Source organism: Corynebacterium sp. HMSC076C10, from assembly GCF_001812455.1.
GTDB lineage: Bacteria > Actinomycetota > Actinomycetes > Mycobacteriales > Mycobacteriaceae > Corynebacterium > Corynebacterium jeikeium_D.
In genome coordinates this window covers 75,046-92,484 of sequence record NZ_KV809097.1, presented here as the reverse complement: position 1 = coordinate 92,484, position 17,439 = coordinate 75,046, and the positions used below count along the sequence as shown (strand labels likewise).

General features: G+C 59.2%; 12 protein-coding genes. 3 read left to right on the top strand and 9 right to left on the bottom strand.

From position 1 onward, the window contains the following. Window positions 1-76: 76 nt before the first annotated feature. The 5 genes from kdpB to HMPREF2857_RS02765 form a co-directional block, all read right to left on the bottom strand. Window positions 77-2,185 carry a potassium-transporting ATPase subunit KdpB gene (gene kdpB, locus HMPREF2857_RS02785; protein WP_016421616.1) on the bottom strand — a complete coding sequence of 703 codons (2,109 nt, stop codon included), beginning with the start codon at window positions 2,183-2,185 and terminating at the stop codon, window positions 77-79. Then, entirely contained in the window at window positions 2,182-3,834 is a 1,653-nt protein-coding gene (kdpA, locus tag HMPREF2857_RS02780) for a potassium-transporting ATPase subunit KdpA (RefSeq protein WP_070642651.1), read from the bottom strand. The genes kdpB and kdpA overlap by 4 nt, the downstream gene beginning before the upstream one ends. After that, complete coding sequence (locus tag HMPREF2857_RS02775) at window positions 3,831-3,923, bottom strand: potassium-transporting ATPase subunit F (RefSeq protein ID WP_016421618.1); 93 nt, start codon at window positions 3,921-3,923, stop codon at window positions 3,831-3,833. The genes kdpA and HMPREF2857_RS02775 overlap by 4 nt, the downstream gene beginning before the upstream one ends. A gap of 670 nt (window positions 3,924-4,593) precedes the next feature. Then, window positions 4,594-5,283 carry a YdhK family protein gene (locus tag HMPREF2857_RS02770; protein ID WP_070642650.1) on the bottom strand — a complete coding sequence of 230 codons (690 nt, stop codon included), beginning with the start codon at window positions 5,281-5,283 and terminating at the stop codon, window positions 4,594-4,596. A 77-nt stretch (window positions 5,284-5,360) separates the two neighbouring features. After that, window positions 5,361-6,845, bottom strand: coding sequence for a YeeE/YedE thiosulfate transporter family protein (locus HMPREF2857_RS02765; RefSeq protein WP_070642648.1), 1,485 nt, complete (start codon window positions 6,843-6,845; stop codon window positions 5,361-5,363). 204 nt (window positions 6,846-7,049) lie between these two features. Between HMPREF2857_RS02765 and HMPREF2857_RS02760 the strand changes: the two genes are divergently transcribed. Continuing rightward, window positions 7,050-8,069, top strand: coding sequence for a hypothetical protein (locus tag HMPREF2857_RS02760; protein WP_070642646.1), 1,020 nt, complete (start codon window positions 7,050-7,052; stop codon window positions 8,067-8,069). On the opposite strand, the gene HMPREF2857_RS02755 is transcribed toward HMPREF2857_RS02760, so the two are convergent. From HMPREF2857_RS02755 to betT, 3 genes are all read right to left on the bottom strand, one after another. Then, window positions 8,066-8,884 (bottom strand): CDP-alcohol phosphatidyltransferase family protein, encoded by an 819-nt coding sequence (locus HMPREF2857_RS02755; RefSeq protein WP_083310487.1) that lies wholly within the window; start codon window positions 8,882-8,884, stop codon window positions 8,066-8,068. The genes HMPREF2857_RS02760 and HMPREF2857_RS02755 overlap by 4 nt on opposite strands. A 142-nt stretch (window positions 8,885-9,026) precedes the next feature. Further along, window positions 9,027-10,595 carry an aldehyde dehydrogenase family protein gene (locus HMPREF2857_RS02750; protein WP_070549957.1) on the bottom strand — a complete coding sequence of 523 codons (1,569 nt, stop codon included), beginning with the start codon at window positions 10,593-10,595 and terminating at the stop codon, window positions 9,027-9,029. Beyond that, window positions 10,596-12,776: a choline BCCT transporter BetT gene (gene betT, locus HMPREF2857_RS02745; RefSeq protein WP_070642644.1), complete on the bottom strand. Its 2,181-nt coding sequence runs from the start codon at window positions 12,774-12,776 to the stop codon at window positions 10,596-10,598. 348 nt (window positions 12,777-13,124) lie between these two features. Here betT and betA point away from each other — a divergent pair, with 348 nt between their 5' ends. Both betA and HMPREF2857_RS02735 read left to right on the top strand, forming a co-directional pair. Then, window positions 13,125-14,864 carry a choline dehydrogenase gene (betA, locus tag HMPREF2857_RS02740; RefSeq protein WP_016421625.1) on the top strand — a complete coding sequence of 580 codons (1,740 nt, stop codon included), beginning with the start codon at window positions 13,125-13,127 and terminating at the stop codon, window positions 14,862-14,864. 110 nt (window positions 14,865-14,974) lie between these two features. After that, a complete protein-coding gene (locus HMPREF2857_RS02735; RefSeq protein ID WP_070642642.1) occupies window positions 14,975-16,081 on the top strand; it encodes an NAD(P)H-dependent flavin oxidoreductase in 1,107 nt (368 codons plus the stop codon). Window positions 16,082-16,196: 115 nt separating this feature from the next. On the opposite strand, the gene HMPREF2857_RS02730 is transcribed toward HMPREF2857_RS02735, so the two are convergent. After that, entirely contained in the window at window positions 16,197-17,393 is a 1,197-nt protein-coding gene (locus tag HMPREF2857_RS02730; RefSeq protein WP_070642641.1) for a globin domain-containing protein, read from the bottom strand. Between the last annotated feature and the right edge of the window lie 46 nt (window positions 17,394-17,439).

Here is a 17,439-nt window from a genome sequence, read left to right as displayed (position 1 = left end):
GCGGGCCCCTTGGTGCGGGACTGTAGGTACGAGCCCCTTGGTTCGGGGCTCTTAGTGCGGAACTGTCGGTACGGGACTACAGCCCGAACACTCCGGAGAGCAGGAGGTCAATAATTTTGATGCCGATAAACGGTGCGATGATGCCACCGACGCCGAAGATGAGCAGGTTGCGGCTGAGCAGCGATGCTGCGGAACCAGCGCGGTACTTCACGCCCTTCAGCGCCAGCGGAATCAGCGCGACAATAACCAGTGCGTTGAAAATCACCGCAGAGAGGATGGCGCTTTCCGGCGAGTGCAGATTCATGATGTTGAGCTTGTCCAGGCCTGGCAAGGCTGTAACGAACATGGCCGGAATGATGGCGAAATACTTCGCCACATCGTTGGCGATGGAGAAAGTCGTCAACGCACCGCGGGTAATCAGCATTTGCTTGCCGATTCCCACCACGTCAATCAGCTTGGTCGGATCCGAATCCAGGTCCACCATGTTGGCCGCTTCCTTCGCGGCGGACGTACCGGTGTTCATGGCCACACCCACATCAGCCTGCGCCAATGCTGGCGCGTCGTTGGTGCCGTCACCCGTCATAGCGACCAGACGACCCTTCGACTGCTCCTTGCGGATCAGCTCGAGCTTCTGCTCCGGGGTAGCCTCGGCGAGAACATCGTCAACGCCCGCCTCCTTCGCAATCGCATGCGCTGTCACGGCGTTGTCACCGGTAATCATGACGGTACGGATACCCATTTCGCGCAACTGGTCGAAGCGCTCACGCATACCCGGCTTAACGATGTCCTTGAGGTAAATCACACCGAGCACCCGGCCGCTGTCACCGCTGGTTACGTCCTCCCCGCCGATAATCTCGGCCACGACGAGTGCGGTACCGCCAGCTTCCGAAATGCGCTGCACAATGCCCTCGACCTCGGGAGGAACCGTGACGCCGATGCGCTTCATCAGCTTCACAATTTCGGTAGCTGCACCCTTTACCACCTTGCGGTTCTTCTGCTCCCCGGTTGCCGGGAACTCGATACCACTCATACGAGTCTGAGCAGTGAAAGGAATGAAGGTCGCGGTGGCGTAGACGGACTCGTCGATACGTTCGCTGGATTCCTTTTCCGCGAGCTCGACAATGGATCGGCCCTCGGGGGTTTCGTCGGCAAGCGAGGAGAGCTGGCAGGCGTACACCAATTCAGCGTGGCTAGTCCCACCGACCTCAGTGAACTCCGCGGCCTGGCGGTTACCGAACGTGATGGTGCCGGTCTTATCCAGCAGCAGCGTGGCGACGTCACCAGCGGCCTCAACCGCACGGCCAGACATGGCCAACACATTGTGCTGCACCAGACGATCCATGCCAGCGATACCGATAGCGGACAGCAGTGCACCGATAGTGGTCGGGATCAGGCAGATCAGCAGCGCAATCAGGACCAACGGATCCTGCTCAGCGCCATTGAAGATAGCCATCGGCGCCAGTGCGATGACGACCATGAGGAAGATCAAGGTCAACACGTGCAGCAGGGAGCCGAGCGCCAACTCATTCGGAGTCTTCTTGCGCTGTGCGCCTTCGACCAGGCCAATCATCCGATCCATGAAGCTCTCACCAGGCATGGTGGTGACCTCGATGGCGATGACGTCGGAAAGCACGCGCGTACCACCGGTGACCGCACAGCGATCGCCGCCTGCCTCGCGGATTACCGGCGCGGACTCACCGGTGATGGCCGACTCGTCGACGCTGGCGGCGCCAACGACGACATCGCCGTCTGCGGGGATGGCCTCACCTGCGGAGACGATGACGATATCGCCCGGAACAAGCTCCGTGGCAGCGACCTTGGTCGTCTGAGCAGCAGGGCTAATCAGCGCCTCAGCGGCATTGGCCCCCTCATTGAGCTTGAAGGCATCGGAGGTGGTGCGCGAGGCGCGCAGCGACTCAGCCTGTGCCTTACCGCGGCCCTCGGCGACGGCCTCGGCCAGCGTTGCGAACAACACCGTCAGCCACAGCCACACGGTGATGGAGAAACTAAACAGCGATGGGTGCGCAATGGCCAGAACCAGTGTGAATGCAGCGCCGACCTCAACCAGGAACATCACCGGAGTGGCGACGAGCTGGCGCGGATTCATCTTGCTCAACGCAAGCGGCAGAGCGGCCTTCAGCGCGCTGGGAGTAAAAGCGGAAGATGCGTTGGAATTCTTGCTCATGACAGGGCCTCCGTCAGCGGGCCAAGGACGAGAGTTGGTAGGAATGTCAGGGCGCTGACGATGATTGCAATGGCAACGGTCAGACCCACAAACTGCGGTCGGTGGGTCGGCAGCGTGCCTGCGGTTTCAGCCGCTGGCTTCTGCTTGGCAAAGTCACCAGCCAGACCCAGCACCATGACGATTGGCAGGAAGCGACCGAACAGCATGGCGAAGCCAAGGCTCATATTGAACCACGGGGTGTCGGCACCGAAGCCCGCGAATGCCGAACCGTTGTTGTTGGACGCACTGGTGTAGGCGTAAATCAGGTCGGAGAAGCCGTGCGGTCCATCAGCGGACACGGAGTCCAGCGTCGACGGCAGCATGGTGGAGATACCGACACCTGCCAGCACCAGCACTGGCATGACCAGGATGTAGAGGCAGACCTTGGTGATTTCCGAAACACCAATGCGCTTGCCCAGGTATTCCGGCGTACGGCCGACCATCAGGCCGGCGATGAACACGGTCAGGATGGCGATGATGAGCATGCCGTAAAGACCGGAGCCCACACCACCAGGGCTGATCTCACCCAGCAGCATGTTCAGCATGAGCATGCCGCCTGCCAGTGGTGAGTAGCTGGAGTGGAAGCTGTCCACCGCGCCTGTCGACGTCATGGTGGTGGTCACCGCAAAGAAGGAACTCGGCAGCACACCGAAGCGCAACTCCTTGCCCTCCATGCCGCCACCTTGGAAGGACTGCAGCGCAGTCTCGCTGGACATAACGACAGCCAGAGAGATGAAGTAGAGCACCGCCATGGTGGACAGAATGGCCCAGCCCTGGCGCTTGTCGCCGATGATGACACCGAATGCCCTGGTCAACGAGACCGGAATCAACAGGATAAGGAAGATTTCCAGCATGTTGGTCCACGCATTCGGATTTTCAAATGGATGCGCGGAGTTGGCGTTGAAGTAACCGCCACCGTTGGTACCCAGCTCCTTGATGACCTCCTGCGATGCCACGGCACCGCCCGGGATAGTCTGGCTGCCGCCGGTGACAGTCTGAATAGTCTGTGGGGCCGAGAAATTCTGGATGGCACCCTGCGAAATCAGCAGAATTGCACCAATAGCGGCGATGGGCAGCAGCACTCGCAGGACGGTACGAGTCAGATCTACCCAGAAGTTGCCGATGTTGCCGTCACCGTGACGGTTGGCCAGGCCTCGAACCAGCGCCACCGCCACTGCAATACCGACTGCGGCGGAGACGAAGTTCTGAACTGCCAGGCCAGCCATCTGAGTCAGCACCGTCATGGCTTCTTCACCGGAGTAGGACTGCCAGTTGGTGTTGGTGGTAAACGACACCGCGGTGTTCCACGCCTGGTCCGGAGAGACTGGGCCCTTGCCGTGGTTGAGCGGTAGCCACTGCTGCACTCGCTGCAGCAGGTAGACGAAGATGACGCTGACAGCGGAGAAGCTCAACACACTGGCGGTGTACTTTGTCCAGTGCTGGTTGGCCTCTGGGCGCACACCGATGGCGCGGTAGAAACCGCGCTCAACACCCAAGTGCTTATCAGTGGTGAATACCCGCCCCATGTAATTGCCGAGCGGGATGTAAAGGATGGCCAGTGCGGCCATCACGATGATTACCGGGACAAATCCCATAATGACGTTGCTCACGAGAATCGCTCCGGATCAATCAGGGCGACCAGGACATAGCCCAATGCCGCCAAACCTAAAATGGCGCCGACGATCAATTCCCACGTCATAGTTTCTTCACCGCCTTTGCGCAGCCCTGCAGTAGCAGGAAGGCCGCGACGGTGAGTAGCAGAAGCAAAATGTCTACGAACATGACAGTTATAAAACACTCATACCTACCGCGGCGGGCACCTATTAACGCTTTTTTAACACCCGGCTGAACTGGGGTTATGCGCTTTGAGGTGCGCGAATGCACTTCTGATTAAGAAAGTGCCAAGGCAGGTACGCGGCGAATTAATACCAGCTGCAGTGACCGAGTGGGCTGAGCATGCGCACTGGTGTTGCCGACTTATCGATGGTTTTCCGTGACCTGTCGATGACTTCCCTTGTCTTATCGATGGTTTTCCGCCACTTATGCGCACGCTGTGGGGTCTACCTGGGCACTTGTCGATGCGTTATTCACTGATGGCCACGCTATAGCGCATCGACAGGTGAATAGCTCATCGACAAGTGGCCGACCGCCCCTGCCCTCGCCGGCCCCGGCCCCGTCCCCGCTGTCTCCGCCCCTCACAGTCGGACCACGCGCTACCCGAAGGCTTTTGGACACGAGCATAGGCGCGAAGCATTAAAAAAACCGGGCACCACGCTTCCTGCGTGATACCCGGTTTTAATGGATTGAGTTAGGCCGAAGCAACCGGCCCGAAGCAACCGGACTAGAAGTAGCTGACTAAGCCTGACTAATTAGTCCTCCGGTGCGAGCTCGCTCTCCGTGACCCACTTGTGGTTCTTCATGGTCATGCCATCTTCGTCGATATCAACCATGTAGACCGGCTCCTGGGTGGAGTAATCAACAGTGCCCTTGGCACCCTTCATGCCCGCCATGTGCTCGGCGTTGATGGTGATCTCGGAGCCATCGGCAAGCGGAGCCTCGCCTGGGTTCTCCATCTCCTCGTGGACAACCCAACGGTGGTCCTTCACCGGCTCGCTGCCATCGGTCGGAGTGTAGGACACGGAGTATGTGGTGGTGTTGAAAACACCGACAACCTTGCCTTCTGCACCCTTCATGCCCGGCATGTGGTCGGCCAGAACCTTCACCTCAGTGCCGACCGGGAACTTCGCGTTGTCAGCCGGAGCCATTCCCTCGGGAGCCGGGCCGCCATCGGCCGGGTGATTATGGCCTGCCATTGCATCGTCATCATGATTGCCGTGCTCACCGTGGTCGCCGTGCTCACCGTGGTCATCGGCATCGTCCATATCATCCATGTCGTCATGGTCCTCAGAGCTGGTGGCCGACACGGAAGAGCTGGTCTCGCTAACAGTGCTGCTTGCCTCAGTACTAGCCGAATCATCGGAGGAGCAACCGGCCAGCACAAGGACGCTGGCGGCACCCGCGACTACGAGAGCATCTAGTGGTCGAATATTCTTTGCCATGGTCAAGCTCCTTTGTTGTTGATGTCAATCAATCTATGCCCTCACCCTAACAACGCTCCCCCAGCGCCACCAGAGCTCTACTTCCCGCGGCGGACGGAAATCGTCCAGCCAGCTTCACCGGTCTGCTCAAAGTTGGTGACCTCGTGGCCATCCTTCGCAGCCCAGCGCGGAATCGCATCCGTGGCCTGGGTGCAGTCGAATGGAATCACCAGCTCCTCGCCGACCTCAATCTTGTTGATCGCGTCCTTGGCCTCGATCAGCGGGAAGGGGCACACCGCACCGACGGTGTCGAGCTCGTAACGCCCATCGCCCAGTGGCTTGAGCTTGCCGTCTTCCTGCTTGACGACGCTCCGGTCGAGCAACGCTACCGGCGCGACAGTAAAGGCACCCGCCAGCGGGGAGGCCTCGGTGCCAGCGACACCGGCACCTTCGCTACCCGGCAGGGACACAGGCGAAGTAGCAGCCGAAGTGACCGGAGCAGTTGCCGATACCGCTGTGTCGTTGGTGGTGGAAGGGGTGCTCGGGACGTCGTTAAGCGAAGGTGCGGACGGCTTCAGCCAGAGCTTTGCGGCGATAGCGACACCTGCGGCGATGGACGCCAGCGCAAGCCAACCCTGGTAGCTGAACAGCGAGGTCTGGACCATGCCGTTACCGACGGTGCAGCCGCCGGCCCACGCAGCGCCGACACCCATGAAGATGCCGCCGACGACCGAGCGTGCACCCTGGGTGGCGTCCGGGACGCGGAGGCGGAATTCACCGGAGGCCTTGGCCGCGATGAAGGAGCCGACGAGGATGCCGAGGACGAGGAGGACGCCCCAGTCGAAACGCTCGGTGTCACCAGTAACAACGTAGTTGGCAAGGTTGGAGGACGGAGTCGTGATGCCGAGGCCGTCGTTGCGGCCGGTCGCGGCGGACAGCGGCCATGCGATAACGCCAAGCACACCAACGATGGCGGCGGTGGCGTACACGTGCCAGGCCTTTTCAGTCAGAATGTGCGCGAGACCGGACTTGCGCGGCGCCAGAGTGGCCGGGCGCGGACCGGAGAATTCTTCACGCAGGTAGCGTACGGCGAAGTATGCCGTGACGGCGCTCAACGCGATGACCAGAGGCCAGATGCTAATGCCGAGCGAGGCGTGGATGCTGGTCAGGCCGACGGTGCGGTCCTTCAAGGCATCTTGTACCCCATTGAGGAAGCCAGTCTTCATAGCAGCAGCGGATAGGGCGTAAAAGACCAGTGCAATCCATGATCCGATCAGGCCTTCACCGGAGCGGTACCAGGTGCCCGAGGCGCAGCCACCAGCCAGGACGATACCCAGCCCGAAGATAACGCCACCGACGATAACGGCCAGTGGTGCCAGCTCGTTGTATTCGGGAGTAATCACGCCGGCGCTGGTCAGTGCGGCCAGACCGATGGCGTGGACGGAAATAACAATCAGCAGGGCGACAAAGCCGCGCCAGCTGCGCTGAGTAAAGATGTCGCGCAAGAAGCCGGTGACGCAGAAGCGTCCTCGCTGCATAACAAAGCCGAGCACGGCACCCAGCGCTAGTCCTGAAATGAGCATGAGAGTGTTTCTCCTAAATTTATGAGCCAGTCCGTCATCAAAGCCATAATGAACAGACCTGTCTATTAGTGGATTAGAAGCTACTCTACACAGCGAAAAAAGTCCAACTTAATGAAGTTTTCACAGGGTAGAACACCTGCCAATAGACAGACCGAACCGTATAGTTGCTGGTGAGAAGCGCAAGTTGTGGCAAGCTAAAACACTATGAGCGCACAGAATTCAGCCCTGGTTGGACACCAGCGACACCAGCGGTTCCTTGCGATGCGCTCGATACTCGACCTTCCTTTTACCCATGCTTTCGCCCTTGATCCTCAGGCGGTCATCGATATTTCCGGCGTGGCCCGCCTCAGCGAGCTCAATGCCAAAAATGTCGCAATAATCGACAGCTTGCGTTCACTCGCCCACACCAACACGCAGGACTTTTACGCCATCGATGACGCGGCAGAAGCTCTGGGTACCGCCTTGCGAATGGCGATTTCCTCCCGGCAGCTACTCTGGTTCAGCTCGCTGCCCGAAAGTGATGTGGACAAGGTACAAAACATCCTCGGTAGCGACATCGTTCATGTGGTGGGCCCGGAACTGGCCGTCGATAAGCTCGATGACAGTACCCTCGAGCTTCCCACTGCACTGAAACAGCGCGGAGAACCACTGGTGCCCATCGCTATCTCGCCAAGCGAGCTGGTACAGGCCTGGGCACACGGCAGTCGCGTGCAGCAAAAACTGCTCGCTTACCTGCTGGAGGGAACAAATACGCTGGTCATGCAGCAAAAGGATCTGCATGCACTACGCAAAGTCGGGACCAAACTCATCGAGCGCAACCCCGTGTGGCGCCTGCTCTACAACCCGAAAGTGTTGGCCTACCTGGTGGTGATGGTCTACTCTTCGCTCCGCGCGCTACCTGTGGTTTTCGTCCCCGGATTCCACGGCAATGTCTGGGTGCTGTGGAGCATCGACATCATTACCGCTATCCCCTACACCTGGGGAATTGTCGAGATGATCACCGGCCGCTCATTCGGCCGAAGAATGCTGGGGCTCCTGATTACCCTAGTGACTTTCGTCTCGCCTTACGTCTACTTCTGGGCCAATGGGCGCGATTATCCGGTGTGGGTCACTATCTTTGTCATTGCGTTAATTGTTGCAGCCTGCGCCGTCGAATACGTCCGCTGGCTGCGCGACCGCGCCATCTCCGCAATCCTGCGCCAACCACCCACCAACTGCCGCTAGCGACCGCTAAGCGAGCGCCGCACGCCGCCAATAATCAGCCAGGCACCGGCGGCAACGTTGACAGCCACAAGCCCGTGGATAGACGTCTTGCTTAACGACGCTGCCATCGTCTCACTTGCGATAAGCATGCCGGTCGAGACAATCCAGATGAACGTTGCGGCAATGTTGGCAATCCGGCCGCGTTCCACGCGGAATGGATGCGTGTAGTGCAGCGGCACCAACGTCATTGCGCTGAAGATAAAAATGGCAGAGATACACACCGCCATGGGCGCGTTCCATACCCACAGCAAGACCGCCACGATATTCCACGCGGCGGGGAAACCAACGAAGTAGTAGTCGCCGGACTTGGCGGCTTCGTTGGCATAGCAGAACATCGACGACACCAGGACCAAAATGATCAGGGCAATCGCCAACGGCCGTGGCCCCAGCGGCAGATACATAACCATGAAAGCCGCGGGTATGGCGGTCCAGGTGAGATAGTCGACGATATTGTCCACCACTGCGCCGTTAAACCACGGGACGACTTCCTTGATGTGATGCTTACGCGCCATATTGCCGTCGACACCATCGACGACGAGGGCAATCCCCAGCCAAAACCACATCCAATGTGGGCGGCCCTCCAACAGTGCGACCGCAGCCAGCGTTGCCCACACCAAACCGGTCAGCGTAAAGGCATGCACAGCCCAGGCGATGACATGCTGGCGCCGGGTGAAGCGGGTGAAGGTCGCGGCGGTGCTGGCAGTATCGGCGCAGGCAGTATCTGGCCCACTGGCGGCACTAGAACTGGCATTGTCGGAGCGGGTAGTAGCGTTCACGGCAGATGTCCTTTAGAAAACACAACGCGCACAACTGCAAACCTTTATCGCAGTTGTGCGCAGAGTCGATTTTTTCAATCGGTGAGTATAACGGCCGATGGGTCGTTTTCCCGTATTTTTACTCGGACTTGTGCCGAGTTATTTAACGACGATCCTCGAACCAACCGGTAACAGCCGGTGCTGTGTTCTCGTAGACCAGCTTGGCTTCGGTGTACTCCTCCAGGCCGGTCGGGCCCAGCTCACGGCCAATACCGGACTGACCAAAGCCACCCCACTCGGCCTGTGGCAGGTAGGGGCCAAAGTCGTTGATCCAGACGGTACCGTGACGCAGCTCGCGGGAAACACGCTCAGACACCTCGCGGTTAGATGTCCACACCGCACCGGCCAGGCCGTATTCGGTGTCGTTGCCGATCTCGATGGCCTCGTCAACCGTGGTGAAGGTCTCCACCGTCACTACCGGGCCAAAGGCTTCGTCGTGAACGCAGTCCATTTCGCGGGTGACCTGGTCAATCACGGTTGGGAGGTAGAAGTAGCCGTCGGCAAGCGAGGCGGAACCATCGGCGGTGGTACCTGCGGCGATCTCGCCGCCTACGCGCACACGAGCGCCCTGCTCACGAGCTCGATCGACGTATGCCGCGACCTTATCCAAGTGCTGCTTCGAAATCAGCGCACCGGTCTCGGCCTTCTCGTCGAGCGGACCGCCGAGCTGGATGTGTCCGGCGCGCTCGACCAGATCGTCGACAAACTTCTCGGCGATGGACTCCTCCACAATCAAGCGAGCGCCCGCCGAGCACACCTGACCGGAGTGCAGGAACGCAGCATTGAGGGCATTGTCCAAAGCGGCTTCGTAATCGGCGTCGGCGAAGATGATGTTCGGGTTCTTGCCGCCGAGCTCAAGCGCGACCTTCTTCACAGACTTAGCCGCTTCACCAGCAATAATCTTGCCAGTGACAAGACCGCCAGTGAAGGAGACCATGTCCACCTTCGGATGCGAGGACAGCGGTGCGCCCGCTTCGGCACCAGCTCCGGTAATGAGGTTGGCAACGCCCGCCGGAACACCCAGATCATCGATGACGTGCATGAGTAGAATTGCTGTGTGCGGAGTCAGCTCCGCCGGCTTGAGCACAAAGGTATTGCCCGTGGCCAGCGCCGGTGCGACCTTCCATGCGGTCTGCAGCAGTGGGTAGTTCCACGGCGTAATCAGACCACAGACACCGACGGGCTCACGCACAATACGCGCGACGACGGACGGGTCATCCGCATCCACGAGACGACCGGCATCATTGCCTGCAAGCTTCCCGAAGTACTCAAAGCAGGCGATGATGTCATCCATATCGGCTGCCGCCTCTGGCAGGCGCTTACCGGTATCCATGGCCTCTGCCCAGGCAAATTCGTCCTTGCGCTGCCTGATGGCAGCACCGATGTCGAGTACCAACTTGCTGCGCTCAGCTGTGCTCCAGGATGCCCAGGAACCTTCCCCGGTACATCGGAAGGCGGCGTCGGCGGCGGCGATGGCGCGCTCGGTGTCGGTCGCATCTGCTTCCGCAACTTCGGCGATGAAAGAGCCATCGGCCGGGCACTCGATAGTGCGAGTGTTGCCAGCGGCTGCAGCGGACCAGGTGCCGTCGATAAACAGCGTGGCCGCGCCTTCGTGGGATTTGGCGGTCTCGGGTGCGAGGGCCTTATCAGTAGTTGAAGGCTTAAAGGTCATTTAGGAATCCTCCTTGGCGTAGTCATCAGACCATTCGCGGACAGGTTCGGCATTATCGGACAGATCTGAGGTGCCCGGGAGATCAGACTGCATGTGCAAAAACTCCAAGTGCCGTTCGTAGAGGTCGAGGACGTCGGAAATCAGCTGCTCTTGGGTGTAGCCATAGACGTCGTAGCCGAGCGAACCGGTCAGCGTGAAGACCTCGAGGCGGTAGTAGTAAATATCAGCATCACTGTCCAGGTGTACCAGGCCAGCGAAAGACGGCGTCAAGTGTTCAACCGGATAGACCTGGTAGCGGAAGCTCATCTCCTCGCCGAATCCGACCTGCAGGTCAATCTGGTCAATACCGACTTCTTCTGCTGGTTCACGGTGCAGCGTCACTTCACCGCCACGTTCCCTGATAGCATCTGCCACCTGTTCAAGTGCGGGCTGCACCACTCGGTCGAGGTAGCGCATGACTGGCTTCTTGCCCGGGAAGGACATGGAGCGGGCAAGTCGATTGCGCCAGTCACCCTGTTGGCCATCCACGGCGCGGCCCGACATCGCACCATGGAGGGCTCGACGTGTCGAATCCTGTTGCAACAGCTCCAGTCGCAGCGACTTAAACAGGCCATACATCACCAGATAGATGACAAAGGCAAACGGCAGACCCATCACAATCGTTGCCGACTGCAGCGTCGGAATACCACCGACATAGAGCATGGAGATGGTCAGCACACCGACCACGACAGCCCAGAAAATACGGGTCCACTTCTTACCGTCCTGCTGTGTGTCGGTGATCTTCGAAGTGAAGTTACTCATCACCAGTGCCGCCGAGTCCGCCGAGGTGATGTAGAGCAACAGGCCAATCAGAGATGCGACTGCAGCCACCATCATCGGCGCCGGGTACTGCTCCAGCAGCAGGTAGAAGGCACGCTCCGGGTAATCCAGTGCAGTCTGGCCAAACTCCGAATCGCCATTGATGACCAGGTCCAGCGCCGAGTTACCGAATACCGACACCCACATCAGGACGAAGAGGAATGGAATGGTCAGCGTGCCGACGACAAACTGGCGCAGGCTACGGCCACGGGAAATACGAGCCAGGAACAAACCGACGAACGGTGCCCAGGCCACCCACCAAGCCCAGAAGAACAGGGTCCAGGAATTCAACCATTCCTGCGCTCCGGAGAACGCGTAGGTATCCATAGTCATGGATGGGAACTTGGAGACGTACTCGCCGACGTTCATCACCAGGGCGTCAAACAGGAACGCCGTGCGACCAGTGACCAGGATGTAGAGCATCAAGCAGATGGCCAGGCCAACGTTGAGCTCCGAGAGACGGCGAATCCCCTTGTCAACACCGGAAACCGCGGAGGCGATAGCCACCGATACAGCCACGACGATTAGAGCGATCTGCCAGGACGTACTCTCATCCACCCCGAACAGCACGCGCAGGCCGTAATTCAGCTGGACGACGCCGATACCCAGCGAAGTTGCGACACCGAAAACGGTACCGAGCATCGCTGCGATTTCGACCGCTTCACCAGCGGGGCCGTGGATGCGCTTGCCAATGATTGGGTAGAGCGCCGAGCGAATGGTCAGTGGCATGTTCAAGCGGTAAGCGAAGTAGCCGAATGCCATGCCCATCAGCGCGTAGAGCGCCCAACCGGTCACACCATAGTGGAAGAGCGTGAACACCACTGCCTGACGCGCGGCTTCGATGGTCTCCGCATCTCCGGTCGGCGGGCCATAGTACTGTGCCACCGGCTCTGCTACCGAGAAGAAGAGCAGGTCAATGCCGATACCTGCGGCAAAGAGCATAGAGGCCCAAGAAAACAGGCCGAACTGAGGTTTGGCGTGATCGGGGCCGAGCTTAATCTGCCCCGTTCGCGAGATGGCGATGTAGAGCATGAAGAGCACTGCCACCGTCGCGGTCACGATATAGAACCAACCGAAGTTCTTCGATACCCAGGCGACAATGCCCGCTAGGGTGTCCGCTGCATTGTCCGGGGCAAAAATAGCCCACAGGGCAATGGCGAGAATACCAACGCCTGAAATAATAAATACAGGCCAGTTGACCTCAGGCTCGGAGGTCACACTCGCTTGCGCTTGTTGTGGAGGGACCGACTGCGATCGCTGCATTCCTTGCGACGATCCAGATTTTTCCTCCGTTACCTTCTCAGTTGGCGGAGTATCAGACATAGGAAAATCCTTCAGATTCGGGAACTAACCCAGCATACCTAGTTTGAATAATCCCTCAAGTTTAAGAATCGATTCAGAAGAATTCTCCAATACCAACATCAACACCTTCACCTGCATATTTACCCAGTTTTCAAGACGTTTAAAATCATTCCAACTGGAATTGAATACCAATTGTGTGGCATTCTATATAGGTGAAGGGGATTTGAGATACGCCTCCGGCCACTTATTCCAATATCAATATATAGGGCCCGCCTTTAAATATTACTTGGGGCTTATCGGGGCTTATCACAGTCCTTGAAAACCATTCCGATATACATCGGCAAACAACCTACGGAGGTACACCAGAACATGGGAGCTTTCCCGGCTGTCTTCAACTTCGGTAAAAAGAATGGCAACACCACAGTCGAACACCGCGACGTCGTCATCGTTGGCGCGGGCTCTGCCGGCTCTGTGCTGGCTAACCGGCTGTCCGCAGACCACACTCAGCAGGTGCTCGTACTCGAGGCCGGCCGCATGGACTCCCTCTGGGATCTCTACATTCACATGCCTTCGGCGTTCTCCTTCCCAATCGGCAACAAGTACTACGACTGGAAGTACGAATCCGAGCCGGAACCGGAGATGAACGGTCGCCGCATCTACCACGCCCGCGGCAAGGTCGTCGGCGGCTCCTCCTCCATCAACGGCCAGATCTACCAGCGCGGTAACCCCATGGACTACGACAAGTGGGGCGACACCAAGGGGCTAGAGAACTGGGGCTGGAACCACGTTCTGCCTTACTTCAAGCGCATGGAAAATGCGCTCGGCTCCGACAAGGACGACCCGCGCCGTGGCCACGACGGCCCACTGCGCATGAAGCGCGGTCCGGCCGATTCTCCGCTGTTCAAGGCCTTCTTCAGGTCTGTTCAGCAGGCTGGCTACAACTACACTCCGGACGTCAACGGCTACCGCCAGGAGGGCTTCGGTCCCTTCGACGCGAACATCGACAAGGGCCGTCGCCTCTCCGCTGCCCGCGCATACCTGCACCCAGCCCTGCAGCGTCCAAACCTGGAGCTTCGCACCCGCGCAGAAGCCACCCGCATCCTCTTCGAGGGCACCAAGGCCGTCGGCGTGGAGTACACCTGGAAGGGTCGTACACACCAGGTGCGAGCAGACAAGGTCATCCTCTGCGGTGGCGCTTTCAACTCTCCGCAGCTGCTCGAGGTCTCCGGCGTTGGCGATGAGAAGATTCTGAATGCCGCCGGAGTGAACGTCGTCAAGCACCTGCCTGGTGTCGGCGAAAACCTGCAGGACCACCTGGAGGTCTACATTCAGTACAACGCCACCCAGCCGGTGTCTTCACAGCCGTACCTGGAGAAGTGGCGTTGGCCGTTCATTGGCCTGTGGTGGCTGCTCACCCACAAGGGCCCGGTGGCAACGTCGCACTTCGAGGGTGGCGGTTTCGCGCGCTCCAACGACAACGAGCCCTACCCGAACCTGATGTTCCACTTCCTGCCGCTGGCCATGCGTTACGACGGCACGAAGATCGATAGCCCGCACGGTTTCCAGTTCCACGTTGGTCCGATGTACTCGGATGCCCGTGGCCATGTCCACATCACCTCCTCGGACATCAAGGTCAAGCCGTCGATCCTGTTCAACTACCTGTCCACTGATCAGGACCGCCGTGAATGGGTCGAGGCTGTGAAGGTCTCCCGTAAGCTGCTGGACACTCCGGCAATGAAGGAGTACACCGACGGCGAGATTTCCCCGGGTGCAGATGTGCAGACCGACGAGGAAATTCTCGAGTGGGTCCGCAAGGATGCCGAGACCGCCCTGCACCCATCCTGCACCTGCAAGATGGGGCCGGCCTCCGACGAGATGGCCGTGGTCGATCCGGAGACCATGCAGGTTCACGGCACCGAGGGCCTCTACGTGGTTGACGCTTCGGTCATGCCGGGCATCACCAACGGCAATATCTACGCACCGACCATGATGATTGCCGAAAAGGCCGCTGACCTCATCGCCGGCAAGACCCCGCTGGCACCGCAGGACATTCCGTTCTACCGCGCTGGCCAGGGTATGCCACTGGATCCGCCGGAGAGCACCAAGTAGTCCTTGAGTTCTTGAGGCGGTAGCGCGACGTCTATCGCGCAACGCCGTTCGTCGGCATTGGCCGGGTTCTCCCACGCGGGGGAATCCGGCCTTAGTGTTACTCTCGCCCTATGAGCAGTACGACCCCGAAATCTCCCGAAAACCTCCGACGCTCATCAATCATTCTGGCACCGATGGCCGGTGGCCCATCCACGCCCGAACTCGTCGCTGCCGTTTCCAATGCTGGCGGGGTTGGCACCCTTGCCGCCGGATATCTCACTGTCGAAAAGCTCACTGAACAGGCACAGCAGACGTGCACACTGCTTGACGACGGCAAAGGTTTCGGCATCAACCTCTTCTGCCCCAACACAGCTGACGCCGGTGTCGGAACCTCAGAGGAGGAACTTGCTCAGTGGACCGCTTTTCGTAATCGTCTGGCGCCGGCCGCTGCCCACTTCGACATCGATTTGCCTGACACTCCGACCTGGTCAGATGACTACTTCTCGGCGAAAGTCGAGGCAATTCTCGCTGATGACTTTCTGCCCAATCCCGATGCCCTGAAGTTCGTCTCCTTCACCTTTGGCCACCCAGACAACGAGGTCATTGCTCGGGTAAAGGAATCAGGCCGCAAAGTGATTTTGAATGCGACCTCAATTGAGGGTGTACGGGCGGCGACGGAGGCTGGCGCTGATCGCATTGTCCTGCAGGGACTAGCTGCGGGTGGGCACCGCGCATTTGTGAAGGGGAAGGATTCGTCCGACAGCATTGGGGCCTCTGTAGAAGAGCTCGCCCAAGCAGTCACCGAAGCATGTGCGGTAACCGATGTACCTATCATCGCCGCTGGTGGGGTGGGTAACCGAGAGGACGTCGTCAAGCTTGTGGAAGCCGGCGCGGTGGCTGTGCAAGTTGGCACACGGTTCCTCACCACCGCGGAGGCGGGTACGAAGGAAACGCACCGACGGGCACTGCGTGATTTGGTGGAGCGTGCCACCGTTTTGACTCATGCCTTTTCCGGTAAGCCTGCGCGTGCCATCGAGAACACGTTTACCCGGGAGTTTTCTAGGGTCGCGCCGGAGCTTTACCCTCAACTGCACTACTTGACCACGCCGATTCGCGGCGCGGCGAATAAGGCCGGCGATTCTGAATATCTCAACTTATGGGCAGGTATTGGGTTTGCGCAGTGCGAGGTTCAATATGCGGGCGAGGTTGTTGCGGAGCTTTCCGGCTTGGCCGAGTAACACGAAGCCGCCGATGCTACAAACTGCAAAATGACCAGCCCCGGACATATATCGCGGCTGGTCATTCGGTTTTATTTGTGACGACGGCTTTTATGGCGACGGCGCGGTTGTGGCGCTAAGCGTCTAGCAGCCAATCGTTCGGGCTGAACAGCTCGAAGTGAACGTTATCGCGAGCAACACCGCGACCGGCGAGCTGCTGGCGAATGGCCTGCAGGAAGCCATTGCCACCACAGAGGTAGAACTGAGCGCCCTCCGGCAGCTCCGCATCCGCCAGATTCATCAAATCCGGCTCGTACCACACCTGCTGGCGAGCATTGGCCAGAGCGGCGACAGCATTGTCACGCTCTGCGCGCAGGGCATCTGCGGTTTCTGCGCGGTCCGCGTGGAGAACGACGACATCACGCTTGGAATCGGCAGCCACCAGGGCATCCAGCATGCCGATCATCGGAGTTGCGCCAATACCTGCGGAAATGAGCACCACCGGGTCATCGGACTTGGTGTCCAACACCAGGTCGCCTGCAGGCAGAGAGATCTCGATGGCATCGCCCGGCTGCACCTTTTCCCACAGCTGTGTGGAAACTTCGCCAGCCGGCAGGTCCTCAGAGGCATCGACACGACGAACCGCGAAGGTCAGAACACCTTCCTTGCCGCCGACCAGAGAGTATTGACGTAGCTGGCCGGCGCCGTCCGGCATGGTCTGACGCACGGAGATGTACTGTCCTGGGAGGTAGGAAACGGGGGTTTCGTCGTCAAGCTTGACGGAGAATACTGCGACATCATCACCGCGGTCTTCACGAGAGACGACGTGAGCGGCGCGGAAAACATCACCTGCTTCGACACCGAGGTCGTCATAGAGACCCTTCTCGAAGTTGATGAGAACACGCTGCATCTCCAGGTAGACGGCATCCCATGCGTCGCGGACAGCCCCCTGAAAGACCTCTGGGGTGAGGATTTCCTCGATGGCATCGAAGAGGTGCTTGTGCACGATTGGGTACTGCTCCGGCTTGATACCAACGGAAATGTGCTTGTGGCCGATGCGGGAAAGCAGTTCCTCCGGGGCAGGAGCGTCTGGGTCGACCAGGGTAGCTGCGAAGGTAGCGACGGATGCCGCCAGCGCCTTCTGCTGAGCCCCCTGCTTCTGGTTGCCGCGGTTGAAGGTATCGGCAATGAGTTCGGGGTGAGCAGCGAACATCCGGTTGTAGAAGTTCGGCGTGATTTTCTCGATGTTGGCACCGACGACGGGCAGGGTTTGGGTGACGACTTCGGCCTGCTCTGGAGTCAGGCCGTTCTTGTTGACATTCAGGTTTGGCATGACTTCACACTATCACCATATTGCGCATTTTGTTTGCGCAATATTG

Bases quoted from the DNA above. Each gene is read 5' to 3' on its own strand.
- kdpB (WP_016421616.1), bottom strand. From the start codon at position 2,185: ATGAGCAAGAATTCCAACGCATCTTCCGCTTTTACTCCCAGCGCGCTG.
- HMPREF2857_RS02775 (WP_016421618.1), bottom strand. From the start codon at position 3,923: ATGACGTGGGAATTGATCGTCGGCGCCATTTTAGGTTTGGCGGCATTG.
- HMPREF2857_RS02770 (WP_070642650.1), bottom strand. From the start codon at position 5,283: ATGGCAAAGAATATTCGACCACTAGATGCTCTCGTAGTCGCGGGTGCC.
- HMPREF2857_RS02765 (WP_070642648.1), bottom strand. From the start codon at position 6,845: ATGCTCATTTCAGGACTAGCGCTGGGTGCCGTGCTCGGCTTTGTTATG.
- HMPREF2857_RS02760 (WP_070642646.1), top strand. From the start codon at position 7,050: ATGAGCGCACAGAATTCAGCCCTGGTTGGACACCAGCGACACCAGCGG.
- HMPREF2857_RS02750 (WP_070549957.1), bottom strand. From the start codon at position 10,595: ATGACCTTTAAGCCTTCAACTACTGATAAGGCCCTCGCACCCGAGACC.
- betT (WP_070642644.1), bottom strand. From the start codon at position 12,776: ATGTCTGATACTCCGCCAACTGAGAAGGTAACGGAGGAAAAATCTGGA.
- betA (WP_016421625.1), top strand. From the start codon at position 13,125: ATGGGAGCTTTCCCGGCTGTCTTCAACTTCGGTAAAAAGAATGGCAAC.
- HMPREF2857_RS02735 (WP_070642642.1), top strand. From the start codon at position 14,975: ATGAGCAGTACGACCCCGAAATCTCCCGAAAACCTCCGACGCTCATCA.
- HMPREF2857_RS02730 (WP_070642641.1), bottom strand. From the start codon at position 17,393: ATGCCAAACCTGAATGTCAACAAGAACGGCCTGACTCCAGAGCAGGCC.